At 64.6% G+C, this 26,138-nt stretch carries 24 protein-coding genes and 1 tRNA gene; 9 read left to right on the top strand and 16 right to left on the bottom strand.

Going from position 1 to position 26,138, the window contains the following annotated elements; all coding sequences use genetic code 11:
* Positions 1-60 precede the first annotated feature (60 nt).
* The 7 genes from ACFY5D_RS18430 to ACFY5D_RS18400 form a co-directional block, all read right to left on the bottom strand.
* Positions 61-1,758 carry an ABC transporter ATP-binding protein gene (locus ACFY5D_RS18430; protein WP_387533244.1) on the bottom strand — a complete coding sequence of 566 codons (1,698 nt, stop codon included), beginning with the start codon at positions 1,756-1,758 and terminating at the stop codon, positions 61-63.
* A gap of 5 nt (positions 1,759-1,763) precedes the next feature.
* Positions 1,764-2,729: an ABC transporter permease gene (locus ACFY5D_RS18425; protein ID WP_387533656.1), complete on the bottom strand. Its 966-nt coding sequence runs from the start codon at positions 2,727-2,729 to the stop codon at positions 1,764-1,766.
* A 43-nt stretch (positions 2,730-2,772) separates the two neighbouring features.
* The gene (locus tag ACFY5D_RS18420) at positions 2,773-3,699 is read right to left on the bottom strand and encodes an ABC transporter permease (RefSeq protein WP_387533241.1); all 927 of its coding nucleotides are present in this window, start codon (positions 3,697-3,699) and stop codon (positions 2,773-2,775) included.
* 183 nt (positions 3,700-3,882) lie between these two features.
* Entirely contained in the window at positions 3,883-5,526 is a 1,644-nt protein-coding gene (locus ACFY5D_RS18415; RefSeq protein ID WP_387533238.1) for an ABC transporter substrate-binding protein, read from the bottom strand.
* A 251-nt stretch (positions 5,527-5,777) separates the two neighbouring features.
* Positions 5,778-7,151 (bottom strand): dihydrolipoamide acetyltransferase family protein, encoded by a 1,374-nt coding sequence (locus tag ACFY5D_RS18410; RefSeq protein WP_387533235.1) that lies wholly within the window; start codon positions 7,149-7,151, stop codon positions 5,778-5,780.
* Positions 7,148-8,155, bottom strand: coding sequence for an alpha-ketoacid dehydrogenase subunit beta (locus ACFY5D_RS18405; RefSeq protein WP_387533232.1), 1,008 nt, complete (start codon positions 8,153-8,155; stop codon positions 7,148-7,150). The genes ACFY5D_RS18410 and ACFY5D_RS18405 overlap by 4 nt, the downstream gene beginning before the upstream one ends.
* The gene (locus tag ACFY5D_RS18400) at positions 8,152-9,282 is read right to left on the bottom strand and encodes a thiamine pyrophosphate-dependent dehydrogenase E1 component subunit alpha (RefSeq protein ID WP_387533229.1); all 1,131 of its coding nucleotides are present in this window, start codon (positions 9,280-9,282) and stop codon (positions 8,152-8,154) included. Before ACFY5D_RS18400 ends, ACFY5D_RS18405 begins: the two co-directional genes overlap by 4 nt.
* A gap of 184 nt (positions 9,283-9,466) precedes the next feature.
* Here ACFY5D_RS18400 and ACFY5D_RS18395 point away from each other — a divergent pair, with 184 nt between their 5' ends.
* Positions 9,467-9,970 carry an Lrp/AsnC family transcriptional regulator gene (locus ACFY5D_RS18395; protein ID WP_387533226.1) on the top strand — a complete coding sequence of 168 codons (504 nt, stop codon included), beginning with the start codon at positions 9,467-9,469 and terminating at the stop codon, positions 9,968-9,970.
* Between the two features lie 117 nt (positions 9,971-10,087).
* Here ACFY5D_RS18395 and ACFY5D_RS18390 read toward each other — a convergent pair whose 3' ends face one another.
* Positions 10,088-11,722 (bottom strand): cation acetate symporter, encoded by a 1,635-nt coding sequence (locus ACFY5D_RS18390; protein WP_387533223.1) that lies wholly within the window; start codon positions 11,720-11,722, stop codon positions 10,088-10,090.
* Between the two features lie 2 nt (positions 11,723-11,724).
* Positions 11,725-12,072, bottom strand: coding sequence for a DUF485 domain-containing protein (locus ACFY5D_RS18385; RefSeq protein WP_387533220.1), 348 nt, complete (start codon positions 12,070-12,072; stop codon positions 11,725-11,727).
* Positions 12,073-12,159: 87 nt separating this feature from the next.
* Between ACFY5D_RS18385 and ACFY5D_RS18380 the strand changes: the two genes are divergently transcribed.
* The 7 genes from ACFY5D_RS18380 to ACFY5D_RS18350 all read left to right on the top strand — a co-directional run bounded on the left by ACFY5D_RS18380 (position 12,160) and on the right by ACFY5D_RS18350 (position 19,715).
* Entirely contained in the window at positions 12,160-12,294 is a 135-nt protein-coding gene (locus ACFY5D_RS18380; RefSeq protein ID WP_387533217.1) for a hypothetical protein, read from the top strand.
* Positions 12,295-12,303: 9 nt separating this feature from the next.
* Positions 12,304-13,548, top strand: a complete 1,245-nt coding sequence (locus ACFY5D_RS18375; protein WP_387533214.1) for a sensor histidine kinase — start codon at positions 12,304-12,306, stop codon at positions 13,546-13,548.
* A gap of 10 nt (positions 13,549-13,558) precedes the next feature.
* On the top strand, positions 13,559-14,275 hold the full coding sequence (locus tag ACFY5D_RS18370; protein WP_387533211.1) for a LytR/AlgR family response regulator transcription factor: 717 nt from the start codon (positions 13,559-13,561) through the stop codon (positions 14,273-14,275).
* A 128-nt stretch (positions 14,276-14,403) separates the two neighbouring features.
* A complete protein-coding gene (locus ACFY5D_RS18365) occupies positions 14,404-14,706 on the top strand; it encodes a hypothetical protein (RefSeq protein ID WP_387533208.1) in 303 nt (100 codons plus the stop codon).
* Entirely contained in the window at positions 14,703-16,184 is a 1,482-nt protein-coding gene (locus tag ACFY5D_RS18360; protein ID WP_387533205.1) for a cation acetate symporter, read from the top strand. Before ACFY5D_RS18365 ends, ACFY5D_RS18360 begins: the two co-directional genes overlap by 4 nt.
* Positions 16,185-16,403: 219 nt before the next feature.
* Entirely contained in the window at positions 16,404-17,927 is a 1,524-nt protein-coding gene (locus ACFY5D_RS18355; RefSeq protein WP_387533202.1) for a hypothetical protein, read from the top strand.
* Between the two features lie 279 nt (positions 17,928-18,206).
* Positions 18,207-19,715 carry an SGNH/GDSL hydrolase family protein gene (locus tag ACFY5D_RS18350; RefSeq protein WP_387533199.1) on the top strand — a complete coding sequence of 503 codons (1,509 nt, stop codon included), beginning with the start codon at positions 18,207-18,209 and terminating at the stop codon, positions 19,713-19,715.
* A 200-nt stretch (positions 19,716-19,915) separates the two neighbouring features.
* Here ACFY5D_RS18350 and ACFY5D_RS18345 read toward each other — a convergent pair whose 3' ends face one another.
* From ACFY5D_RS18345 to rpsB, 6 genes are all read right to left on the bottom strand, one after another.
* Positions 19,916-20,500: a DivIVA domain-containing protein gene (locus ACFY5D_RS18345; RefSeq protein ID WP_387533197.1), complete on the bottom strand. Its 585-nt coding sequence runs from the start codon at positions 20,498-20,500 to the stop codon at positions 19,916-19,918.
* Between the two features lie 139 nt (positions 20,501-20,639).
* The gene (locus tag ACFY5D_RS18340) at positions 20,640-21,572 is read right to left on the bottom strand and encodes a phosphatidate cytidylyltransferase (RefSeq protein ID WP_387533194.1); all 933 of its coding nucleotides are present in this window, start codon (positions 21,570-21,572) and stop codon (positions 20,640-20,642) included.
* Positions 21,572-22,129, bottom strand: coding sequence for a ribosome recycling factor (gene frr, locus ACFY5D_RS18335; RefSeq protein ID WP_209995866.1), 558 nt, complete (start codon positions 22,127-22,129; stop codon positions 21,572-21,574). Before frr ends, ACFY5D_RS18340 begins: the two co-directional genes overlap by 1 nt.
* Positions 22,130-22,226: 97 nt before the next feature.
* Complete coding sequence (gene pyrH / locus ACFY5D_RS18330) at positions 22,227-22,970, bottom strand: UMP kinase (protein ID WP_387533191.1); 744 nt, start codon at positions 22,968-22,970, stop codon at positions 22,227-22,229.
* 174 nt (positions 22,971-23,144) lie between these two features.
* On the bottom strand, positions 23,145-23,984 hold the full coding sequence (gene tsf / locus ACFY5D_RS18325; protein WP_387533188.1) for a translation elongation factor Ts: 840 nt from the start codon (positions 23,982-23,984) through the stop codon (positions 23,145-23,147).
* 130 nt (positions 23,985-24,114) lie between these two features.
* Positions 24,115-24,966 carry a 30S ribosomal protein S2 gene (gene rpsB, locus ACFY5D_RS18320; protein WP_387533186.1) on the bottom strand — a complete coding sequence of 284 codons (852 nt, stop codon included), beginning with the start codon at positions 24,964-24,966 and terminating at the stop codon, positions 24,115-24,117.
* Between the two features lie 422 nt (positions 24,967-25,388).
* On the opposite strand from rpsB, the gene ACFY5D_RS18315 reads away from it, so the two are divergent.
* Entirely contained in the window at positions 25,389-25,919 is a 531-nt protein-coding gene (locus ACFY5D_RS18315) for a M23 family metallopeptidase (RefSeq protein ID WP_387533183.1), read from the top strand.
* Positions 25,920-26,012: 93 nt separating this feature from the next.
* Here ACFY5D_RS18315 and ACFY5D_RS18310 read toward each other — a convergent pair.
* A tRNA-Ile gene (locus tag ACFY5D_RS18310) sits at positions 26,013-26,086 on the bottom strand.
* Between the last annotated feature and the right edge of the window lie 52 nt (positions 26,087-26,138).

Genomic DNA, 26,138 nt, shown 5'->3' with positions numbered 1-26,138 from the left:
CCATTCACAATTTACTTCTTTGCCGGCCACGCCCGTCCGGTGAAACCGAACGCGACGAGACTAAAGCAGTAGCGTGGCACCGGGAATGGCGCCAAGCAGGTTGCGCGTGTAATCGCTCTTCGGGTTGTTGAAGACCTCGTCGGTCGTCGCCTGCTCCACGATGCGGCCGTTCTGCATGACACAGACGTCGTCCGCGATCTCGCGCACGACGGCAAGGTCATGCGTGATGAACAGGTAAGTCAAGCCCAGCTCCTCTTGCAACTCGTTGAGCAGCTTCAGGATCTGCGCCTGGACGAGGACGTCCAGTGCCGATACCGCTTCGTCACAGATGATCACCTCGGGCTTCAGCGCCAGTGCACGCGCGATGGCGATGCGCTGGCGCTGTCCGCCGGAGAGCTCGTTCGGGAAGCGGTGCATCGTTGCCGACGGCAGCGACACCTGGCTCAACAGCTCCCTGACTCGGGCCTGGCGGGACTTTGCATCTCCGATGCCGTGAATGCGCAGCGGTTCCTCGATGGTCCGGTAGATGCTGAACATCGGATCCAGGGACCCGTAGGGGTCCTGGAAGATCGGTTGCACCCGGCGGCGGAAGGTGAACAATTCCTTTTCGGAAAGCTTGCTCATGTTCGCGCCGTCGAAGGAAATCGAACCCGAGGTCGGCGTCAGCAGGTTCAGCACCATCTGGGCAACCGTGGACTTGCCCGAACCGGACTCACCAACGATCGCAGTGGTGGTGCCCCGCTTCACCGAGAAGGACACGTTGTCCACCGCGGTGAAGTCCTCGCTGCGTCCCAGGCCCTTGCGGATCTTGAACACCTTGGTGAGGTCCTTGATCTCCAACACGTTGTCGGTGTTTCGAGGGTGCACGGGCTTGACGACGGCATTGAGTTCCTCGGCCACTTCGAGCGGCTTTGACTGCAGTCGCTTGGAGGCAAGCGACGGCGCGGAAGACACCAAACGCTGGGTGTACGGGTGCTGCGGGTTGCGCAGGATTTCCAGCGCGGGGCCGGATTCCACGACCTGTCCCTTGTACATCACAACTACCTTCTCGGCGCGTTCTGCTGCCAGACCCAGATCGTGGGTGATCAGCAGCACTGCGGTGCCGAGTTCGGTGGTCATGGTGTCCAGGTGATCCAGGATCTGCTGCTGGACGGTGACGTCCAGCGCACTGGTCGGCTCGTCGGCGATCAGCAGGCGCGGACTGCAGGCCAGGCCGATGGCGATCAACGCACGCTGGCGCATGCCTCCGGAGAACTCGTGCGGGTATTGGTTGGCACGCCGCGCAGCATCCGGAAGGCCGGCGTCTGCCAGCACCTGTGCCACGCGTTCCTTGGCGTTGTTGCCTGCCAAGCCGTTGGCCTTCAGGGTTTCCTTGACCTGGAAACCGATCTTCCACACCGGGTTGAGGTTGGACATCGGGTCCTGCGGAACCATGCCGATGGAATTTCCGCGCAGTTCGATGATGCGCTTTTCGCTGGCGTGGGTGATGTCCTCGCCGTCGAAAATGATCTGTCCGCCGGAAACCCGGCCGTTGCCGGGCAACAGGCCGATGGCGGAAAGCGCCGTGGTCGATTTGCCGGATCCCGACTCGCCCACGATCGCCACGGTCTCGCCGGGCATCACCGTCAGGTGCGCGTTGCGCACCGCGTTGACCGGTCCGTCGGGGGTCTCGAAGGTGATGGCCAGGTTCTTGATTTCCAGCAGCGGTCGCTCGAGCTCAGATTCGCTCACAGTTCGCTCCTTCGTTTGTTCAGTCATGGCCGCTATCCCTTGCGTGCCTTGGGATCAAGCGCGTCACGCACGGCATCGCCAAGCATGATGAAGCTCAGTACCGTAATCGAAAGGGCCAATGCAGGCCACATCAACGTCGACGGGTTGTTACGCAGCTGGGTCTGGGCATTGGAAATGTCGTTGCCCCAGCTCATGACGCCCGGAGGCAGCCCGATGCCCAGGAATGACAAGGTCGCCTCGGCCACGATGTAGGTGCCCAGCGAAATCGTTGCTATGACGATGACAGGCGACAGCGAGTTCGGGATGACGTGGTTCACCAGCGCGCGGAACTTCGAGAGACCCAGCGAACGCGATGCCTTCACGAAGTCCGCACCGCGGGCCTCGATGACGGCGCCGCGGGTAATGCGGGCCATCTGTGGCCAGCCAAAGGCCGCCAGGGTGATGATGACAGTCCAAACGGATCGGTTGTCACGGAATGCCGGGAGCTGCATGACGATGATGGCGCCGAGGATCAGCGGAAGGGCGAAGAAGATATCGCCCAGACGAGCCAGGATGGCATCGAGCCAGCCGCCGTAGTAGCCCGCGAGAGCCCCCATGACACCACCGAAAACAACGACGAGGATCGTGGTGAACAAGCCGACGAGCAGCGATGCACGGGCACCATAGATGATGCGCGAGTATACGTCGCAGCCCTGCAGCGTGAAGCCCAGGGGGTGCCCTGCACGTGCGGGTTCACTCGAGTCATCAAGCGTGCACGAGGTCGGATCGACCTGTGAGAACAACTGCGGGAAGACAGCCACCACGATGACCAAAATGATCAAAAGAGCGGAAACAATGAACAACGGCTGCTTGCGCAGCGAGCGCCAAGCCTGCGCCCACATGCTCATCGGCTGCGCACTCTCGTCCACGAAGTCGACCGCCTGAAGCGGGGTATCCTCCAACGGTGCTACATAGTGCTCGATCTTGCGCGTCGAAACCTTGCCGGCGCGTCGAGTCATCGTGCCTCCGTTAGAAGGTTCAATGATTTCAGGGGTTGGGTTCTCAGACATACCGGATCCTTGGGTCGAGCCACGCGTAGAGCAGGTCTACGACGAGGTTGGCCAGCACGAAGACGAGCACCAGAACACCGACAACTGCTACGACTGTCGGCGTCTCGCCCTTCTGGATGGCCTTGTACAGCAGGTTGCCCACGCCGGGGACGTTGAAAATGCCTTCGGTCACGATCGCGCCGCCCATGAGCGATCCAATATCGGCACCCAGGAAGGTGACAACAGGGATCAGCGAGTTGCGCAGGATGTGTACGCTGACCACGCGACGGCGGGTCAGGCCCTTGGCCGTGGCCGTGCGGACGTAGTCGGCATTCTTGTTTTCAATGATCGAGGTGCGGGTAAGCCGCAGCACATAGGCCAACGACACCAAACCCAGGACCAAGGCAGGGAGGACCAAGTCGCTCCACGGGGCTCCGGAACCAACCGTTGGCTTCGCCCACTGGAGCTTCACGCCAACCACAAACTGGAGCACGAAGCCCAGGACGAAGGTGGGAACGGCGATCACCAGCAGGGAGGCGACCAAGACGGTGGAGTCGAAGAGCTTGCCCTTGCGCATGCCGGCGATAACACCGAAGAACACGCCAAAGACGGCTTCAAAAGCCAGCGCCATGATGGCCAAGCGCGCGGTCACGGGGAATGCGCGGGCCAAGACATCGGAAACCTGCTGGCCCGAGAACGTCTGGCCGAGATCGAAGGTGACCAAGGACTTCAGGTAAAGGCCGTACTGGACCCAGAACGGCTGGTCCAAGTTGTACTGTGCCCGCAAGGCGGCCTCGACGGCGGGTGCCATCGGCTTGCCGCCGGAGAGCGCGGCGATCGGGTCGCCGGGTGTTGCGAAAACCAGGAAATACACCAGCAGGGTGGCCCCGATAAACACCGGGATCAACTGCAGGAATCTCCTGAGGGTAAACATAATCATGGGGATGTCCTCCAAATGGACACCGGCAGGCGGGCTGCCTTCATTGTTCCTCTTTTCCGTCGGCTTGTAGCCGGGACGTCGAGACCACGAGGTGTGGTAAACGAGTTTAGAGGGAGACCGGGTTGTGGCCTCCCTCTAAACTCCCTGACACTAATATTTCAAGCTACTGCTTTTCAGCAGGAACTACTTGGCGGTGACTGCGTAGTAAAGCGGAACGCCGTTCCAGCCGAACTGCACGTTGTCAACGTTCTTGCTCCAGCCACCCTGTGCTGCCTGGTACCACAACGGGATGACCGGCAGGTCCTTGAGGAGGATTTCCTGGGACTCGTTGAAGATCTTGTTGCCTTCTTCGACGCTGGTTGCGGAGAGGCCCTCGGCGATCTTCGCGTCAAATTCCTTGGAGGAGTAGTTGCCGTCGTTCGAACCTGCACCGGTGCCGTACAGCGGGCCGAGGAAGTTGTACAGCGACGGGTAGTCTGCCTGCCAACCGGTGCGGTGCGCACCGGTCATTTCCTTCTTGTTCACTGCTTCGCGCAGTTCCTTGAAGGTGGCGTACGGCTTCGGCTCGGCGTTGATGCCCAGGGTGTTCTTGATCTGGTTCACAGCGGCTTCGACGTATTCCTTGTTGCCGGCGCCGTCGACGTTGTAGGCGATGGTGAACGGCTTCGAGTCGTCCCAAGCCTTGATCTCGTCAGCCTGCTTCCACAGTTCCTGGGCCTTGGCGGCGTCGAACTTCAGGACCTCGTTGCCCGGGATGGCGTCGGAGAAGCCATCGATGACCGGCGAGGTGAAGTCGGTGGCGATCTTCTTGTTGCCGAAGTAGATCTTGTCGATGATCTGCTGGCGGTCGATCGACATCGAGATGGCCTGGCGGCGCAGCTTGCCGGCCTCGCCAGCGAACTGCGGCAGGTAGTCGGAGATGGTCAGAGTTGCGTTGCCGGCGTACGGCTGGTTGACCGAACGGCCCTCGAGCTCTTCGGCGAAGTTCTGCAGCGAGCTCGGCGGGATCTGGTCCAGAACGTCCAAGTTGTCGCTGAGCAAGTCCTGGTAGGCGGCCTCGGTGGTCGAGTAGATCTTGAAGTTCACGCCACCGTTGGTCGGCTTGCGAGGGCCGGAGTAGTCCGGGTTCGGCACCAACTGGATCTGCTCATTGTGCTGCCAGCCGTTTTCGGCCAGCTTGTACGGGCCGTTGCCTGCCGGGTTCTGGCCGAAGGCCTTCGGGTCGGCGAATGCGGCTTCCGGAAGCGGGAAGAAGGCGGTGTAGCCGAGGCGCAGCGGGAAGTCGGATTCCTTGCGGCCAAGCTCAACGGTGAAGGTGGTGTCATCGACAACCTTCAGGCCTTCCATCGTGTCGACGGTCGCGCCCTCGGCGCTGACCTTGTCATAGCCCTTGATGGACTCGAAGAAGTAGGAGTTCTTCTGGGCGTTCTTGGCAGCGGCGCCGAAGTTCCAGGCATCCACGAACGACTTGGCAGTTACAGCTTCCCCGTTGCTGAACTTCTGGCCGGCCTTGATCTTGATGGTGTAGTTCTGCGCATCGGTGGTTTCGATGGACTCGGCCAGTTCGTTGACTGGCTTGCCATCGGCACCGTAGCTGACCAGACCGGTGAAGATCAGGTCCATGACGCGACCGCCACCAACTTCGTTGGTGTCGGCAGGAAGCAGACCGCTCTCCGGCTCGGTGGTGTTTGCGGAAATGACCTTCGTAGCATCGCCGCCGCCGCCACTTGGGCTGGCCTCGTTGCCGCCGCCGCTGCCACAGGCCGAAAGGGTCAGGGCCAGAGCTGCAGAAAGCACCAAGGCCTTCGAAGCACGGTTGTAACGCATACTGTCTCCTCAACGTGTTTGTTGGATGGAATGGAGTGGAGTGGGGTGATAGCTAAGTCGCCACCAGAGACGCGGTGAGACGTATCACTCTCATGTGAGACTACCCACAAATCTCTGAAACAACTAATGAACGACTTCGAATCCGCGCAATCGTAATAAAGCTGCAATCAACGGAAAGCAAGTGTTGGCGTGACTCAATATGTCCCAGCAGGTCCCGGAATTCCGGGTGAAAACAAATATCGGGACCCGTCTCAGAGCAGCCCAAAAAGCATTCCCGGGTCGTTGAGCAGCGTGCCCAGCTCGACCAGGAACTTGGCCCCCTGCTCTCCATCCACGACTCTGTGGTCGAACGACAGCGACAACGTGATGACCTGGCGCAGCGCCACCTCGTCGCGGAACTCCCACGGCGTCTTCCGCACCTGCCCCAGGGCGAGGATTCCGGTCTGCCCCGGCGGAAGGATCGGCGTGCCGGCGTCGATCCCGAAGACCCCGATGTTGCTGATGCTGAAGGTCCCGCCCGATAGCTGTGCCGGCGTGAGGGTGCCCTCCCGCGCAGCACGGGTGAGTTCCGAGATCTCCCGCGCCAGGGTCGGCAGGTCGAGGCTTTGGGCCTCGTGCACCACCGGAACCATCAATCCGCGATCGGTGGCGGCGGCGATGCCGAGATTGACGTAGTGGTACTCGATGATCTCGCCGCTTTGCGCATCCCAACGGGAATTCATCCCCTGGTGACGGGCCAGGATCATGCTGACCGCCTTTGCCACGAGCGTGGTGATCGTGAGCTTGACCCCGGCAAGGTGCGGCGCCCGGCGCAACCTCTCCAGCAATTCCATGCTTTCGGTGACATCCACGGTGAGGAACTCGGAGACGTGCGGGGCGCTGAACGCGCTGGCCACCATGGCGTTCGCCGTTGCCTTGCGAACGCCGTGCACCTGGACCCTGCGCTCGCGCGAGTCCCCCGTTACGTGGGCTTCGGTCGGCACGCCTTCGGGCTGGCCGGCCGCCACGGCGACCGCGGCCGTTTCCGCAGGGACCTCTGCGGCGGGCGCCTTGGCCTGCAACACATCCTCCCGGGTGATCAGTCCCCCCACACCACTGGCGTGCACCCCGCGCAGGTCCACGTGCAGGTCGCGGGCCAACTTGCGCACCGGGGGCCTGGCCCGCAGGTACCCGATCCCCTGCACCACCGGCGGCTCGACCGGTTCGTCGACCTCGGCGAGCGCCCGCGTTGCGGCTACGGGATCCGGCGATTGTTGCCTGGGCGCGGGATCCGGGGTCCCGGTCCGCCCGCGGCGTGCCGGGCGCCCCGTGGATTCGACGGCTGCCCCGTAGCCGACAAGTGTCGGTTGCCGTTCGGTCGGCGCGCCGGCAGGGGCCGGCACCTCGAAGGAGATGATCGGGTTACCGACGTTGACCACCGCGCCGACCGGTTCAAAGACCCTGGTGACGACGCCGCTGAAGGGCGAGGGCAGTTCCACCACTGCCTTGGCCGTCTCCACCTCGGCGATGATCTGGTTCAGTTCCACGGTGTCGCCCACGGCGACCCGCCAGGAAAGGATCTCCGATTCGGTGAGTCCCTCCCCCAGGTCCGGCAGGTTGAAAAGTTTCTCCATGGTGGCGCTCATCCGTCCTCTCCCAGCTGTGTTGCGGTACGGCGCATGGCGTGATCGACCCCGTCGAGGATGCGGTCCAGGTCCGGCAGGTGGTAGTGCTCAAGCTTGGCGGGCGGGTAGGGGATGTCGAATCCCGTCACCCGCACCGGGGCGTGGTCGAGGTGGTCGAAGCAGCGCTCGGTGAGGCTCGCCGCAAGCTCGGCGCCGATGCCCGCGAACTTGCCGGCCTCATGGGTAATGACCACCCTGCCGGTCTTGCGCACCGAGGCGGTGAGCGTATCGAAGTCCACCGGCTCGATGCTGCGCAGGTCGATGACCTCGATGTCGATCCCGTCGTCCTCGGCGGCGGTCGCCGCGTCCAGCGCCGTCTTCACCAACGGGCCGTAGGCGATGAGCGTCAGGTCGCAGCCCGGGCGCACGACCCTGGCCTGGTAGAGCGAGCCCTCCCCCGGTGCCGCGTCCAGGTCCACCTCCCCGCGCTGGTGGTAGCGGCGCTTGGGCTCGAGGAAGATCACCGGGTCGTCGTCGGCGATGGCCTGTTGCAGCATCCAGTAGGCGTCCTCCGGGGTGGACGGGGAGACCACGCGCAGGCCGGCGGTGTGGGCGAAGTAGGCCTCGGGCGATTCGGAGTGGTGCTCCGGGGAGCCGATGCCGCCGCCGAAGGGGATCCTGATGGTCACCGGCATCTTCACGTGGCCGCGGGAGCGGAAGTGCATCTTGGCCAGCTGCGAGACGATCTGGTCGAAGGCCGGGTAGACGAATCCGTCGAACTGGATCTCCACCACGGGCCGGTAGCCGCGGAATGCCAGGCCGATCGCGGTGCCCACGATGCCGGACTCCGCCAGCGGGGTGTCGATGACCCGGTGGGCGCCGAAGTCCTTCTGCAGCCCGTCGGTGATGCGGAAGACGCCGCCGAGCTTGCCGATGTCCTCCCCCATGAGCACGACCTTCTCGTCGCGCTCCATGGCCGCGCGCAGCCCGGAGTTCAGCGCCTGGGAAAAGGTGAGTGTTTTCATCGGGAGACCTCCGAGTCCGCCGCAAAGCTGTCCATGTAGAGCCTGTACTCCTCGCGCTGCCCGTCGAGCCAGGAATGCCCGTGGCTGTAGACGTTGGCGAAGAGGTCGTCGACCGAGGGGTCGGGCATGGTGGTGATGGCCTCGCGCAGGCCCGCGGCCAGGGCGTCGGCCGCCGCGGCGGCGCGCCGCTTCAGGGCCTCCAGGTCGGCGCCGAGCGAATCCAGGTGCGCGGCGATGCGGTCCAGCGGGTCCTTGGCGGCCCATTCCTCGAGCTCGAGCGCGTCGCGGTAGCGGGTGGGGTCGTCGGCGGTGGTGTGGGCGCCCATCCGGTAGGTGACCGCCTCGATGAAGGCCGGGCCGGTGCCGCTGCGCACGTGCGCGAGGGCAGCGCGGGTGGCCGCCAGGACCGCGACCACGTCGTTGCCGTCGACGCGCCAGGTGGCCAGGCCGAAGCCCCGGGCGCGGTCGGCGATGTATCCGGTGGTCTGCCGGGTGACGGGCTCGGAGATCGCCCAGTGGTTGTTCTGGCAGAAGAAGAGCACGGGCGCCTGGTAGCTGGCGGCGAAGACCATGGCCTCGTTGACGTCGCCCTGGCTGGTGGCGCCGTCGCCGAAGTAGGTGATCACGGCGGAGGTCGAACCGTCGAGCTTCAAGCCCATGCCGTAGCCCGTGGCGTGCAGGGTCTGGGCGCCGATCACGATCTGCTGGTTGGCCATGTTGACCTCGTAGGGGTTCCAGCCGCTCGGGGCCACCCCGCGCCACATGCGCAGCAGGTCGTGCGGGTTCACGCCGCGGCAGTAGGCGACGCCGTGCTCGCGGTAGGAGGGGAAGATGAAGTCGCTGCGCTCAAGCGCCCGGCCGGAGCCGATCTGGGCGGCTTCCTGGCCCAGCAGCGGGGCCCAGAGCCCCAGCTCGCCCTGGCGTTGCAGCGCGGTGCCCTCCTGGTCGAGGCGCCGGATGCAGGCCATGTCGACGTAGAGGTCCTCGAGGACCCGGACGTCCACGTCCTGGACCCAGTCGTCGAGCTCGGGACAGGGTGTCCGGGCGCCGTCGGGGCCGATGATTTGGAGGTAGCGCTCGGGCCCGTCGGGGGCCAGCGCGTCAAACGTATTGGACACGGTCGGCATCCTTCTGCGTTGCGGGAGGCCCGGAAACACGCCTCCTGTGGGATGCGCACCTCCGGGGTGGCGGCCTCGTCGCCGCCACGTACCTGTGATGCTACTCACAGAAGTCAGTGCGCACAATCCATGGGCGCCACATGGGGCATCCTGCACTATCCGGACCGACGGGACGGTGCTAATCTTTCGCATTATGCAGCAACTAGACGCCACCGACATGCGCATTCTCTCCGCGCTGTGCCGCCAGCCCAAGGCCACGGCGGTCGCCCTGGCCGCCGAACTGGGGCTCGGCCGCAACACCGTGCAGACGCGCATGGTGCGCCTCGAGACCTCCGGCGCGCTGCTGCCCTTCGAACAGCGCATCAACCCCGCGGCCCTGGGCTTCCCGCTGGTCAGCTTCGTCCACATCCACATCCAGCAGCGCCTGCTGCGGGGAATCGTGGAGCAGCTGGCGCTGATCCCGGAGATCGTCGAGGCCCACGGGGTCACCGGGTCCGCGGACATCCTGGCCCGCGTGGTGGCCAGCGGCGCCGAGGAGTTGTTCCGGGTCAACGGCCAGATCCTCGCCATCGACGGGGTCGAGCGCGCGGACACCTCGCTGTCCATGGCCGAGCTCATCCCCCACCGCACCACCTCGCTGATGGACCAGTACCTGGCCGAGCGCGCCGCCCGGCACGACCCCGAAGCTACAGGCTGATCGGCGCCGACAGACCGGGCAAGCGGCAGAAAAAACGATGGCGCCCCGGCCCCTTTCGGGGCGAGACGCCATCGCTGGTGGTGCGTGAGCTCTCGACCTACCTGGTGATTGACGCGCCTAGTGGTCGACGGCCTTTTCGGCGCCGATGCCGGTCAGTGAACGCACCTCCATCTCGGCGGACTTGACCGGGTCCTCGGTGTTCGGATCCAGCACCGAGCCGAGCCAGCCCAGGAAGAACGCCAGCGGGATCGAGACGATGCCCGGGTTGGCCAGCGGGAAGATCGAGAAGTCCGCGCCGGGGATCATGGACGTCGGCAGCCCCGACATGACCGGGGAGAAGATGATCAGCACGATCGCCGAGCCGAGCCCGCCCACCATGGACCAGACCGCGCCCCGGGTGGTGAATTTCTTCCAGAACAGCGAGTACAGGATGGTCGGCAGGTTTGCCGAGGCCGCGACGGCGAAGGCGAGCGCCACCAGGAAGGCGACGTTCTGGCCCTGGGCGCCGATGCCGCCGAGGATCGCGAAGACGCCGATCACGATGACGGTGCGGCGGGCGACCTTCATCTCCTTCTCCGGGGTGCTCTTGCCCTTGGCGATGACCGAGGCGTAGACGTCGTGCGCGAAGGATGCCGCCGCGGTGATGGTCAGCCCGGCGACGACCGCCAGGATGGTGGCGAAGGCGACCGCGGAGATCAGACCCAGCAGCAGCGGGCCGCCGAGCTCGAAGGCCAGCAGCGGGGCCGCGGAGTTCACGCCGCCCGGGGCGGCCTTGATCTTGTCCGCGCCGATCAGCGCGCCGGCGCCGTAGCCCAGGACCAGGGTGAAGAGGTAGAAGGCGCCGATGAGCCAGATGGCCCAGACCACCGAGCGGCGGGCCTCCTTGGCGGTGGGGACCGTGTAGAAGCGCATCAGCACGTGCGGCAGGCCGGCGGTGCCCAGCACCAGGGCCAGGCCCAGGGAGATGAAGTCGAGCTTGGAGGTCTCGGTCTTGCCGTACTGCATGCCCGGGTTCAGGATGTTCTCGGTTCCGGCGGACTCGACCGCCGCGCCGAGCAGCGCGGAGAAGTTGAAGCCGAACTGGGCCAGCACCATGATCGTCATGACAAAGGCGCCGGCGATCAGCAGGCAGGCCTTGATGATCTGCACCCAGGTGGTGCCCTTCATGCCGCCGATCAGCACGTAGGTGATCATCAGCGCGCCGACCACCACGATCACCAGGGACTGGCCCATGCGGTCGTCGATGCCCAGCAGCAGCGACACCAGCGCGCCGGCGCCGGCCATCTGGGCCAGCAGGTAGAAGACGCAGACAGCCAGGGTGGAGACGGCCGCGGCGATGCGCACCGGGCGCTGCCGCAGGCGGAAGGAGAGCACGTCCGCCATGGTGAACTTGCCGGTGTTGCGCAGCAGCTCGGCGACCAGCAGCAGGGCCACCAGCCAGGCGACCAGGAAGCCGATCGAGTAGAGGAAGCCGTCGTAGCCGTTGATCGCGATGGCACCGACGATGCCCAGGAACGAGGCCGCCGAGAGGTAGTCGCCGGCGATGGCCGTGCCGTTTTGCGTTCCGGTGAAGGAGCGGCCGCCGGCGTAGTAGTCGGCCGCGGTCTTGTTGTTGCTGGAGGCCTTGAGCACCACGATCAGGGTGACGGCGACAAAGAGCCCGAAGATGCCGATGTTGACCCACGGGTTGCCCACCTTGGTGGTCTCCGGTGCGGCCACGGCCCCCGCGGCAAGAATCGATAGGACATTCATGGTTACTCCCCTGCCTGCTGTGCTTCGAGGCGCTTGCGGATGGCGGTGGCCTTGGGGTCAAGCTTCCGGTTTGAGAAGGAGACGTAGGCCGCGGTGATGGCGAAGGTGGAGACGAACTGCAGCAGGCCCAGGAGCAGGCCGACGTTGAAGTTGCCCCACACCTTGATGGACATGAACTCGTGCGCGTAGTCCGCCAACAGCACGTAGGCGAAGTACCACAAGAGGAAAAGGACGGCCATCGGGAACACGAAGCTGCGGTGCGTCCGGCGCAGCTCGGTGAACTCCTCGGAGTCCTGTTCCTTCATGAAATCGATGTCGGCGGCAAGGCCCGACTCCGGGGTAGTGCTCATGATTCCTCCTTGGAAGGTTCCAGGTGCCGTGCCGCTGCCCACCGGACCTTCCCTGCATCCGAAGCATGAGGTGCGCCACTCACCCAAGTGACTGGGATCACTCTGCGCCACGCCGCGGGCAACCAGAAGTACCCCGGGCCGGGCAACCGGCAAACGGTCGCCCGGGTGCGCCGAGCGGCCGCCGGCGGCGACGAACGGCACGCCCATTTCCGCGCCCAGTAGGCTTGTCCCATGCTCTCCACCGCGCTGCAAATGACCCTGATCGCCGCCACAGTCATCGTCGGGGCCGCCCTGGTGGGGTACCTCGGATTCAGGATCGTCAGGTCCAACCGCGACCTGGGCACCGACGCGGACAAGGCGACGTTCGAGACCCTGCACCAGGTCTCCGTCGCGGCGCCGCACCTGGCCCAGGGCCTGACCCCGGAGGGCGCGGCCAAGGCGGGCAAGCACCTGCGCGCGCTGCTGGCCTGCGAGGCCCTGGTCATCAGCGACAACGCCGCGGTGCTGGCCGTCGACGGGTCCATCCCGGACATCGAGGGCCGCGGCGCCGCCTGCGCCACCGAACTTGCCGCCGGAGCGCTGGCCACCCGGCGCACCCAGGTCAGGCGGTCGGAGGGGGCGGACCTGGTCTGCTCCCCCATCATGGTCGGCGACACCGCCGTGGGCACCGTGTGCGCCTACATCCCCCGGGCCGGCGCCGGGTTCGTGCGGGCGGTGACGGAGGTCGCCGCCTGGGTCGCAGCCCAGGTGGGCCTGGCGGAGCTCGACGCCTCCCGCGCGCTGCTCATGGAGGCGGAGGTCCGCGCCCTGCGCGCCCAGATCAGCCCGCACTTCATCTACAACTCGCTGAACGCCATCGCGTCCTTTATCAACACCGACCCGGCCCGGGCGCGCGAACTGGTCGTCGAGTTCGCCGACTTCACCCGCTACTCTTTCCGGCGCCACGGGGACTTCACCACGCTGGCCGAGGAACTGCAGGCCATCGACCGCTACCTGTTGCTGGAAAAGGCCCGCTTCGGGGACCGGATCCGGGTGTCCCTGGCCATCGCCCCCGAGGTGCTCTCCACCGCCATCCCGTTCCTGAGCCTGCAGCCGCTGGTCGAGAACGCCGTGCGCCACGGACTCGAATCCAAGCCCGGCGGCGGCAAGATCACCCTCACGGCCTCGGACAGCGGCGAGTTCGCGCTCATCACCGTCGAGGACGACGGCGTCGGCATCGACCCCGCGGCGCTCGCCTCGGTGCTGGCCGGCACCACGGAGTCCGTCCACGTGGGGCTGCGCAACGTGGACGTGCGCCTGCGCCAGGTGTACGGCGACGCGCACGGGCTGGTCATCGACACGGCCCCGGGGTCCGGCACGCTGATCACCATGCGCATTCCCAAGTTCCGTCCCGGGGTGGTGCCCGATCCGCCGCAGGATGCCCCCGACGGGGCATGGAGCACGCCCAATGGGCCCCGCGGACCGTTGGCCGGGTAAAATACTGGTCATGATTAATGTGGTCGTCGCGGACGATGAATTGCCGGCAGTCGAAGAGCTGGCGTATCTCCTGTCGCTCGATTCACGCGTGGGACAGATCCACCGGGCCGGCTCGGGCGCCGAGGCGCTGAAGGCCCTCGAGGAATTCGACATCGACGCGCTCTTCCTCGACATCCACATGCCGGCGCTTTCCGGGCTGGACATCGCCCGGGTCATTTCCCGCTTCGCCCGTCCCCCGGCGGTCGTCTTCGTCACCGCCGACGAGGACCAGGCCCTCGAGGCCTTCGAGCTTGCGGCCCTCGACTACGTGCTCAAGCCGGTGCGACCCGAACGGCTGGCCGAATCCATCCGCCGGGTGTGCGAGCTGGCCGAGGAGGAAACCTCCAAGCCCGAGGTCGTCACGGTCGACCAGGGCGGCATCACCAAGATGATCCGCCGCGACGAGATCCGCTACGTGCAGGCACAGGGCGACTACGCCCGACTGCACACCAAGGACGCCAGCTACCTGATCAGGGTGCCGCTGAACGACCTCGAGCAGCAGTGGGCCTCCGCCGGGTACATCCGCATCCACCGCTCCTTCCTGGTGTCCATGGACCGGATCGACACCGTGAAGCTGCAGACGGGCAAGGCCGCCGTGGTCATCGGCGGAACCGAGCTGCCCGTCTCCCGCCGGGCCCTGCCGCAGCTGCGTGAGCGCCTGGCCGCCAACCGCGTCCGGCCGCTGTGACCTCCCCGGGCACGGGTTCCCCGGAACCCGCCAGGATCCCCGGCATCCCCCGGAGCGCCGGGGCCGAACTGGGGGGCCTGCCGCCGCCGTCCGGCAACCGGGTGCGGGTCAGCGCGCCGGCCGGTTCGATGCCCACCACTCCCCGCCGTCCGGAACCCGATGCCGCCGAGGTCTTCTACGTCCGTTCGCTCATCCGCTCGCAGCTGCGCCTGGCCGTCTCGGTGGCGCTGGGCTTCCTGCTGCTCCTGGTCGGCCTCGCGGTCATGGTCGCGGCCTGGCCGCAGATCCGCGACATCCGCCTGGCCACCATCCCGCTGCCCTGGTGGCTGCTGGGGGTTGCCGTCTACCCGTTGATCCTGCTCTCGGCCTACCTGTTCAACAGGGCCGCGGCCCGCAACGAGGCCCAGTACCGGAGCATCGTCGACCAATGAACTCAGCGGTTTCCCTCATTGCCGTGGCGCTGGTATCCGTCGTCACCGTGACCATCGCGATCCACGGGCTGCGCATCTCGCGCACCACCGGCGACTTCTACGTCGCCTCGCGCACCGTGCGGCCCTGGTGGAACGCCAGCGCGATCGGCGGGGAATACCTTTCCGCGGCATCCTTCCTGGGCATTGCCGGGCTGATCGTGGTCTCCGGGCAGGACGCGCTGTGGTTCCCGATCGGGTACACCGCCGGGTACCTGATGCTGCTGCTTTTCGTCGCGGCCCCGCTGCGCCGCTCCCGGGCGTACACCATCCCCGACTTCGCCCAGATCCGCTTCGGGTCCAGGGGCCTGCGCCGACTCACCAGCTTCCTGGTGGTGGTGATCTGCTGGCTCTACATCGTCCCGCAGCTCCACGGGGCCGCACTGACCCTGGGCATCAGCACCGGGCTGCCGGGCTGGCTGGGCTCGCTGTTGGTCATGGGCATCGTGTGCGTGACCGTGCTGGCCGGCGGCATGCGGTCGATCACCTTCGTCCAGGCCTTCCAGTTCTGGCTCAAGCTGGCCGCGCTGGCGATTCCCGCGGTGTTCCTGCTCCTGCACCTGGACTTGGCCGGGGAATCCGCCACCCTCAACGGTGCGATCTTCGACCAAACGGCCCAGAACGGTGCGGCCAAGGGGCTGTACTACAACATCTCCCTGCTGGTGGCCCTGCTCTTTGGCACTCTGGGCCTGCCGCACGTGCTGGTCCGCTTCTACACCAACCCGGACGGCCCCTCGGCGCGCAAGACCACCGCGATCGTCCTTGGCTTGCTCTCGCTGTTCTATCTGTTCCCCACGGTCCTGGGCATCCTCGGCCGCGCCTACACCCCGGAGCTCGCGAGCTCGGGCAACGCCGACGCGACGGTGCTTTTGTTGCCCGGACGGATCATCGGCGGCATGGCCGGGGACGTCCTCACGGCCATCATCATCGGTGGCGCCTTCGCCGCGTTCCTCTCCACTTCCTCGGGACTGGTGGTTTCGCTGGCCGGCACCATCTCACAAGACCTGTTCCAGGGAACCGTGCGCGGGTTCAGGATCTCCACCGTGATTGCCACGGCAGTCCCACTGCTCCTGGCGCTTGGCACCAGCAGCTTTGCGCTGGCCGGGGCGATCGGCTCGGTGTTCGCGTTCACCGCATCCACCGTCTGCCCGCTCTTGATGCTGGGCATCTGGTGGCGGGGGTTGACGGTAGTGGGAGCGATTTCGGGGCTTTTCGCCGGAGCGTTGAGCTGCGGGTTGGCCCTGTTGCTGGCGGCCCTCATGCCCAATGAACCGGGTTCCCTGCATGACCTGGTCTCCCAGCCCGCCGCCTGGACGGTCCCGCTGGCGTTCATCGTCATGGTCGGGGTGTCCATCGCCACCAAGGACCGCATCCCGGCCAGGGTCGACGCTGTGTTGGCGCGGCTGCACGTCCCGGAACAGCTGCACAGCCCAACGCCCTGAACCCGCGACTTGCACGTTTTAGACATCCCAGGCCCGGCCTCCCGGCCGGGGGTTGCACCGGTCGGTGCGTGGCCTGAAAGTTTTCGCGACGCACCCTTGATCCTGCGTTCCCGTTGGTACTAAATGAAAGTAAAAATCGGAATGATTTGCCGGCGTTGGCGGGAAACGACGCGGGCCAAGGTTCAGTGATCACTTTCGGGGAATATCTGGGGGCCATTCATGGGACACCGACGTAGCAACTCGCACTCGGACGATCTGGAACAGCAGGGCCCTGATTCTTCCCGAACAACACGTCGCGCATTACTGGCCGCCCCGCTCATAGCTGCCATCGGCGGCGCCGCTGTGTCGCCGGCTTCCGCAACTAGCGCGGAATCGAAGAGGATTGTCACCTCGATCAACGGCAAGACCGGGGAGATCCTTGTAACGGAGTCCACCGATGCCGGCACGGCCGCTTTCATAGCGGATCCGGAGTCCCTGACCCGGACCGCGCTTTCCGAGGTGATTACCGGCTTGTCGGATCGCGGGGACCAAACGGGGTCCCCCGCCGAAGATGCCGACGAGACGGAACCGCTCCGTGCTGATGACTGGGTCGGGCGCATCGGGGCTAGGCTGGCCATCCCGACCCCGGACCCCATAACCAACGCGGGTGAAGCCGTACACCCCTCCGTGCTCTGTTTCCCCGAAAAGTGGAACGGGTACCGCTATTGGATGGGAGTCACCCCATACGCGGGTGGCCATGACAAGTATGAGGACCCGTGCATCCTGGCATCCCACGACGGGGACAAGTGGGTGGTACCCAAGGGGCTGACAAATCCCCTCGACAACGCGCCGGGCCGTCCCCAATACAATTCCGACCCCAACCTCGTATTCCACGACGGGAAGCTTCATCTTTTCTGGCGCTACCTCGACAAGAAAGCCACCGGAAGGGAGGAGAATATTTTCCTTCGCACCAGCACAAACGGTGTGGAGTGGACGCCCAAGGTGAAGGTCTACGGCTCCGACAAGAAGGTGCGCAGGCTGGTCGCCCCGTCCTTCCAGTTTGTCGATGGCGATTGGCACATGTGGGCGGTGGACATTGTCCCAGCGCGCAAGCCCCTGGTGCACCTGACCGCCGCTAGCCCCACCGGCGACTGGTCGATCCCCACGGTGTGCTCGGTACCAGTCAAGAACCGCAAGACCCCATGGCATGTGCACATCAAACGCATCGGAGACCAGTACGTGGGCTTGATGAACGACACGCTCGTCGGGGGCAAGGGCGCAAGGAAAGGCGACCTGTACCTGATCACTTCCAATGACGGCAACACCTGGAAGCGCAGTTCAAAAGCCATCATTCCGCGCAAGGGCCCGCACCACGACAACCTCTACGCCTCGACGTTCATCTGCACCCCCCAAGGGATCGACGTTTGGTACTCGGCGCGGCTCAACGGCCCACCCTACGTCTGGTCCATACTCCGTACACGCTTGATGCAGCGTGACGGCGGGACGCCCTACGCGACGGCGGCCGGGAGCGTGAAGCTCGGGACCGTGCCCGGAAATGGCGGCTCCGCCGAAAGGCACATCGCCTTCCCGCCAGGCTTGTTCACCAAACCCCCAACCGTCACAGCCACTTCGGACAACGGCCGTGTCAATCCGGGCACTTCAGGCGTTTCCAAGGCCGGATGCACTCTCAAGGGCTTCAATTGGACCGGCGTCCATGCCGCCGCGCCCACGCTGCATTGGACCGCCATCCAGATGAGCGACTGATGACCACGCTGGTCGGTTCCGGATCAATGACAAGCGCTTCCAACGGCTGGAAGCACTCCCCCGTTCCGTTGCAGCCAAGCACCCACGCCAGCGGCCAACACGTCTGCCGGTCCGTGGTCCACTCATGTTCCGGTCACGCACGACATTCATTTTCAGTGAATGTCTTTGCTGACCACCGATCCCACCTATTGTGATGCAATAATGACGGGCCGAGGGTATAAAGAGTTGATTAGGACCAAAGCTCGGGGAACATTCTCGATCAATAGCTAGGGGGGTCCCGTGATCAGGAAGCGACGAAACGACTCGGTTTCAGGCGAGCCGGACACCCATGTCCAGACGCCTGCCAGCACTGCGCGCCGCACCATCCTGGCCATTCCGCTCCTTGCAGCCTTGGGAGCCGCAGCTGCATCGCCGGTTGCCGGAAGCACCGTCGAACAGACCATGGGTGCCAAGACTTCCACATCGTCTGGTAACCCAAACGCCTTGGGCCAGACGGCACTGACCGAGGCATTCGCAGAACGGTTGGATCCGACAAAGAACCCTGCCCTGGGTGTCCTGCTTGCGGCATACACGCGAGCCCCAACCGAACCGATCACGGTCGTGGCGCTTGGGTCGTCGACGACTGCAGGCGTCGACGAGATTCCCGCGGACAGGTGGGTCAACAAGCTCTGCGCAGCAATGCAGTCACGGTATGCATCGGGTCCAGGTCGCGACTCGACCACCGGGAACCTGACCAGCCCGCGCAACACGCTGCCAGGGATCCACTTCTACAACGGCGGCTTGCCGGGCGCGAGATCCAACACGTACCTGAACGCCGCAATGGTCGGCCAGATCACGGCATTGGCTCCGAGCATCATCACGCACATGGTCGGGGCGAACGACGCGAAGGACGGCACCCCGGCCGCCACGTACCGGGAATACATGATCCGGTCGCTCGACGCCATCGACGCGGTGCTTCCGCAGCCACACGTGCACATCCTGATCCACGCGCATGAGCGCAGCGACCAGGACCTGACGGCACGCTGGAACGAGTACCGCGGGGTGTTGCAAGGCATCGCACAAGAACGCCCACGCAATGTGGCGCTAATTGACATCTCGCGCGGCTTCGAGTCGATCGGATTCCCGAAGAGCGACCCGATGGATTTCCTCAAGGACGACCGCATCCACCTGACGCCGGCGGGACACGACTTTGCAGCCCGCATCCTCTCCCAGGAACTCATGACGGCAGCACGCAACGTCCGAACCCCCATCTCGGATTCATTCGCCCGCGCCAACGGACCCCTCGGATCCGCCGATTCAGGACAACGATGGATCGGCACGCCCGGGTCGCTGTTCACGGTTTCCGGCGAAAAGGTCTCAATCGCCGTCGCCGGCAGCGCCATCGCCGACTCGTCGTTTTCCAACGTCGATGCATCCATGACCATCACGCATACCGGGGCAGACAACAATCCCGCCGGCGTTCTGGTGAGGGCCGACGCGGTGACCGGCGCGGGCATCGGCCTGTTCATCACGGCCGGAACGGGGCAGCAGGTTTCCCTCCACGTCAACGACGGGGCAACCAACCTTGAGATCTGGCGCGAGCCCAGGGCCGTTGCACCGGGTGATCACGAGGTTCGCTTGGTTGTCGTCGGAAACACCTGCGTCGCGTATCTGGACGGGGCCCTGGTGAAAGCGATTTCCCTTCCGGCCAGCGCGGCCGCGTTGGCCGGCAATACGGGAGCGGGCTTCGGCTGCGGAGCCTCCACGCCTGTGGTCGCCTTCGGTCGGTTCGTCGTGCGTGAGTCCTAGCGGCATTGGTCAATGGCCGGGGCGCTACCCCGGGTCGAGAAAGACCGAGCCGCCCATGTCGGGTGGCGCGGGATCCTTCGCCGGTGTTCTGCCGGGGCCAACGGCAGGCTCGCGTGGGCCGAAAGCGGCCAGACACCCGAAACCAGAAAACGCCAGGACCCGATCCGGGGTCCTGGCGTTTTCAGTGAAACAGGTTCAAGCTAGTCGATCGAGGCCATGAGTTCCACGACCCGGTCCAGAAACGCATCCACCTGGGATTCCTCGTAACCGTTGTCGCCCTCGGCACGGCGGAATTCCGCGCGGCGCACCGCGTCGACGCTCATCGGGACGTCCTTCTCAAAGTAGTCGATGAGCTGGGAGCAGAGCATGTCCACGTCCTGGACGTTGTAGCTGGAGGCATTCGCCCGCGACGGGCGGCGGAAGCGCTCCCCCGGACTGCGGTGCAGGCGGCCGCGGAGGATCGCCGAAAGCCGGCCGACCTGCTGCAGCCAGGCGTCCTCGCCATTGGTCTGGATCAGGGCATCGCGCTCACGCTGGGCGAACACGTCCTCGAGACGATCGAGCGCCGCATCAACCTCGCGGGCACTGTAGCCGCCGCGCTGGGCCGGGAAAACCGTCCGCCGAACCATGTGGCTGGTGACGATCGAATCGTCGTCCCCATCGCCGTTGAAGGTGGCGCGGGCGCGGGCGAGGAACACATCCACCTGTTTGGTGTTGTAACCGAACTCTTTCTCCGCCACATGCTCAAATGGGGCGGGGGCCGGCTGTGCCTTGTCCTGACTCACAATGCTTTCCTTGATCTTGATAATGCGTGCCGGAATCGACCGGCACTTCGGTGCTTGGGCTGGGCGTACAGGCAACGAAGTCCGAAGGCTTCCTGCCCGCACCCCTCATTACATTCTAGGGATTCTTTGGCGCCGGCGCTTACAGCACACCGGGCATGAGGAAAATGCCCAGGACGTATGCGACCGGGATGGCGAAGACCACGGAATCGAGCCTGTCCATCACCCCGCCGTGCCCCGGCAGGATATTGCTCATGTCCTTGATGCCGAGTTCCCGCTTGACCATGGATTCCGCAAGGTCACCGGCGGTTGATGCGGCCACAGTGGCGACTGCCAGCGGAATGCCCATCCACCACGGCATGCCAAGCAGGAAGACCGATGCCAGTATCCCGACGATCGTCGCTCCACCCACCGACCCGGCAAATCCTTCCCAAGACTTCTTGGGACTGATTTTCGGGGCCATGGGGTGTTTTCCGAAGAGCACGCCAACCAGATACCCGAAGGTGTCATTGGAGACAACCAGCAACAGGACCGTCGTTACCTTCAGGTAGCCCTTGTCTTCGTTGAAGACCAGGACCGCGAAGCTCAGCAACAACGGCACCCAGACCAGAACCAGGATTCCGGTCATGACCGAAGCCACCGATTTTGCTGGCCCCTCGAAGATCCGCCATAGGAAGACCAGGAGCGCGCTGGCCGCGAAGGCCAAACTCAGAGCTTCCAGCCCCCCGTAGTATGCCGCGAACGGCAGCGAAAGGCTCGCAACTGCCAGCGGCACCAAGGGCGTATGGACCCCGGCGTGGTCCAAGGCCCGGGAAATTTCCCAGCAGCCAATGCCCGCGAAGGCGGCGACGGTCGCAACGAAGGCAACCGGCAACCAGAACAGGCCTGTGAGGACCAAAGCCAGAAGAATCAGGCCCACGGCAATCGCCGCGGGTAGATCGCGCCCAGCTTTGGACCCCTTGACTCGTTTGGCGCTCGCGGAACGTCGGGTCACAGGTTCAAGCCCGCCGGTTTCCGGCGAAGGCTCCGGAAGGGCCCCGGAGGTTCCTTCGCTCGGCTCGGTGGGATTGGACATTAGACTTCCAGCAGCTCGGTTTCCTTGCGCTTAAGCAAATCATCGATGCTGTCGGTGTGCGACTTGGTCAGTGCGTCGAGTTCCTTTTCGGCACGAGCGCCGTCGTCCTCGCCAACTTCGCCGTCCTTGACCAGCTTGTCGATGCCGTCCTTTGCCTTGCGGCGCAGGTTGCGCAGTGCGACCTTGGCGTCTTCGCCCTTACCGCGAACGACCTTGACGTATTCCTTGCGACGTTCCTCGGTCAACACCGGCATGATCACGCGGATGGTCTTGCCGTCGTTCGACGGGTTGGCTCCAACCTCGGAATCGCCCAGGGCCTTCTCGATTTCGCGCAGGGCGGTCACGTCGTAGGGGGTGATCAGGATGGTGCGGGCATCAGGGGTGGCGAAGGAAGCCAGCTGCTGCAGCGGGGTCGGGGAACCGTAGTAGTCCACCATGACCTTGGCGTACATGCCCGGGTGGGCGCGGCCGGTGCGGATCGCGGAGAAGTCTTCCTTCGCGTTTTCGATGGTGCTGTCCATCTTGTCGGCTGCCTCGACGAGGATATCCTCAATCACGTTCTACTCCTTTGAGTTCGGCCAGCTTGTGTACGGTGACCGGTAATTTCTTGGCTTGTGAACAATCCTATGTCACGCCGGGAGATCCCGGCGGGCACTAGATGGTGACGCGGGTGCCGATCTTTTCTCCGAGGATGGCACGGGTCACGTTTCCGTCGCCCTCCATGCCGAAGACCATCATTTCCAGGTTGTTGTCCTTGCACATGGTCATTGCGGTCTGGTCCATCACGCGAATGTCCTTGATCAGCGCCTCCTCGTAGGTGAGGTGCTCAAGCTTGGTGGCGGTCGGGTCCGTCTTCGGGTCGGCGGTGTAGACGCCGTCAACACCGCTCTTGGCCATCAGCACCACGTCGGCGTCGACCTCGAGGGCGCGCTGGGCGGCAACCGTGTCGGTGGAGAAGTATGGAAGGCCTGCGCCTGCGCCGAAGATGACCACGCGGTTCTTTTCCATGTGGCGGATGGCGCGGCGCGGGATGTAGGTCTCGGCGACCTGGGCCATGGAGATGGCGGACTGCACGCGGGTGTCGACGCCGGCCTGCTCGAGGAAGTCCTGCAGGGCCAGGCAGTTCATGACGGTGCCGAGCATGCCCATGTAGTCAGCGCGGGAGCGGTCCATGCCGGATGCCGAAAGCTCGGCGCCGCGGAAGAAGTTGCCGCCGCCGACGACGATTGCGACCTCGACCTTGCCGACGGTTGCAGCGATCTGCTCGGCGATGCCGCGCACGGTGACCGGGTCAACACCGAGCTTGCCTCCGCCGAAAACTTCGCCGGAAAGCTTCAGCAATACGCGCCGACGACGGGTCGGGGTGCTGGTTTCGTTTTGCTCGAGTGTTGCGTCCATGGGTGTTCCTCCTGCTTGCGGGTCAGCGTCGCCCGCATTGATGCGTTTACTTGGGACACACCTACGGATGTGCCCCTTGGCTGGCAGGGAAAAGGGGCGGCCACCAGATGGTGGCCACCCCCTTTACCTTGGTTGGCAAGGTCTAACGTGCGTTGACCCGGCCGGTGTACTTAGTTAGGAGCCTACGCGGAAACGTGCGAAGGCGGTAGCGGCTACGCCGGCTTCCTCAAGCACCTTACCAACGGTCTTCTTGGCGTCCTTGGCGAATGCCTGGTCGACCAGAACCTGCTCCTTGAAGAAGCCGGTCAGGCGTCCTTCAACGATCTTCGGCAGTGCAGCTTCCGGCTTGCCTTCGGCGACTGCGGTCTCCATGGCGATGCGGCGCTCGGACTCGACGATTTCGGCGTCGATGTCGTCGCGGGAAAGCACGGTCGGTGCCATTGCAGCGGTGTGCACTGCAACGTCGTGTGCAACGGTGGCTGCGGCTTCGCCGGCGCCGTCCACTGCAACGAGAACACCAACCTGTGCCGGAAGATCCTTGGAGGTCTTGTGCAGGTAGGCATCAACCGATGCACCTTCAACACGGGACAGCTTGCGGACGATAACCTTTTCGCCCAGTACTGCGCCCTCTTCGGTGACGACGTCGGCAAGGGTCTTGCCCTCAACGTCGACGGCCAGAAGGGTTTCCAGGTCGGCTGCTGCAGAGGAAACTGCAACGTCCAAGACCTTGGCGGCCAGGGCGATGAACTTGTCGTTCTTTGCAACGAAGTCGGTCTCGCAGCTCAGCTCGATCATGACACCAACGGTGCCGTCGATGACCTTGGCGGCAATGAGGCCTTCCGAGGTCGAGCGACCTTCGCGCTTGGTAGCGCCCTTCAGGCCCTTGATGCGGATGAGCTCCATGGCCTTCTCGGCGTCGCCGTTGGCCTCGTCGAGAGCCTTCTTGACGTCCATCATGCCAGCGCCGGTGCGCTCGCGCAGAGCCTTAATGTCAGCAGCGGTGTAGTTTGCCACGTGCAACCCCATTCATAAGTGGTTTTTGAGCTTTTTCGCCGAAGGACGGGCCGCTTCAGGCCCGTCCTACGGTTTTTCCGGGTGTGGATCACCGATCAGGAGATCCACACCCGGATTTTGTTTTTGGTGACTACTCGGCGGAAGCGGCAGGCGCTTCTTCGGCTGCCGGAGCAGCTTCAGCAGCCGGAGCTTCTTCAGCAACCGGAGCCTCGGCCTTGCCGGCCTCGAGCAGTTCGCGCTCCCACTCGGCCAGCGGTTCGGCCGGAGCTTCGGTGTTGCCTGCAGCCTTGTTGTTGCGGGCGATCAGGCCAGCAGCAACGGCGTCGGCAACAACGCGGGTGAGCAGGTTGACGGAGCGGATGGCGTCGTCGTTGCCCGGGATCGGGAACTGAACTTCATCCGGATCGCAGTTGGTGTCGAGGATGGCGACAACCGGGATACCCAGCTTGCGTGCCTCATCGATGGCCAGGTGCTCCTTCTTGGTGTCAACAACCCAGAGGACCGAAGGGGTCTTCGTCAGGTTGCGGATACCGCCAAGGTTGGTCTGAAGCTTGGTCAGCTCGCGCTTGAGAAGCAGCAGTTCCTTCTTGGTGTGGCCCGAACCGGCAACATCCTCGAAGTTGATCTCTTCCAGTTCCTTCATGCGCGAGATGCGCTTGGAAACGGTCTGGAAGTTGGTGAGCATGCCACCGAGCCAGCGCTGGTTGACGAAAGGCTGGCCAACGCGGGTAGCCTGCTCCGAAATTGCTTCCTGAGCCTGCTTCTTGGTGCCAACGAACAGAACGGTGCCGCCGTGGGCAACGGTCTGCTTGACGAACTCGTAGGCGCGGTCGATGTAGGACAGCGACTGCTGCAAGTCAATGATGTAGATGCCGTTGCGCTCGGTGAAGATGAATCGCTTCATCTTCGGGTTCCAGCGACGGGTCTGGTGTCCAAAGTGAACGCCGCTGTCGAGCAGCTGGCGCATGGTTACGACTGGCATGTCGCAACTCCTTCCGGCAGTAGCTGGCCGATCCATCGCTGGACCGCGGTAACTGCCTTAGATATCGGTTGATGGTGCGCATCCGGATTTGGATGTGACCCCTGGCATGAACAGGCCGAGTATTCGGCCCGCAATGGCCCCTACCGACGCGAGTCGGACCGTGGAGCCGAGCGCCCAGCACGATTCACCACCCGGAAGGCGGTTCATCTGTGGATGTCTCATGCGCGAAGTCGGCTTCGTGGACCCCGTGAGACCAAATGGTCTTGAGGGCACACAGAACCGCGTGTTCCAGTGTACTACAGCCGGGGGCGCCCATCTGGACTGCTCCGCACAGCCCGCAGGTAAATGCATCACACCGAGGCACTCCCCCGCCCGTGCTTCGTCCGGGTGCAATTGTTCGCTGGTGGCACATGCTCGATGCCATGAAAGTCATTTCTACGGCGGCGTGCGGACTGCTCGGGGCCTCGCTACTTTTTGGTGTCGTCGGCGCTCCGCTGCGGCAGGTCCCCACGGCGCTCCGCCATGGGGACGGAACAAGCGGATGGTCGTGGCCGCTGGCCCCGGTCCCGAAAGTCGTGCGTGCCTTCGACCCACCGGCCCAACGCTGGCTCAGCGGCCATCGCGGCGCCGATTTGGGTGCGGACCCCGGAGCCGCGGTGCTGGCGCCGGTCGGTGGCATCGTTTCATTCGTGGGGGTCGTCGTTGACCGGCCGGTGATCGTGATCGACCACGGGGCGGGACTCCGGTCCAGCTTCGAGCCCGTGCGCAGCAGCCTCGGAGTCGGGGCCCTCGTCACCACGGGGGACGAAATCGGGATCGTCGGCACGGGCTCCCACTGCAACAGGCTGTGCATGCACTGGGGGTTGCGCTTGTTCGAGGAATACATTGACCCGCTGCTGACCATTCGCGACACGCGCCCGTCCGTCCTGTTGCCGAAGCAGGATCCCGGATGACGCGGCTCCATGGCAGGGACCCGCAGCGGGAACCAAAAACGCCCTGGACAATCCGGTTCGATGCGGGAATTGTCCAGGGCGTTCAGCGTCCTGTAGGGCGGGTGGGGCTTGAACCCACGACAAAAGGATTATGAGTCCTCTGCTCTAACCAACTGAGCTACCGCCCCATGACTGGGATGAATCCGTTGGTTTTCCCCCGGAGGGGCTAAACGAAAACAT

This window comes from Paeniglutamicibacter sp. NPDC012692, from assembly GCF_042901625.1.
In the GTDB taxonomy this organism is placed as follows: Bacteria; Actinomycetota; Actinomycetes; order Actinomycetales; family Micrococcaceae; genus Paeniglutamicibacter.
The sequence above is the reverse complement of the archived record's forward strand: the minus strand, read 5'-3'. Positions and strand labels throughout refer to the sequence as shown.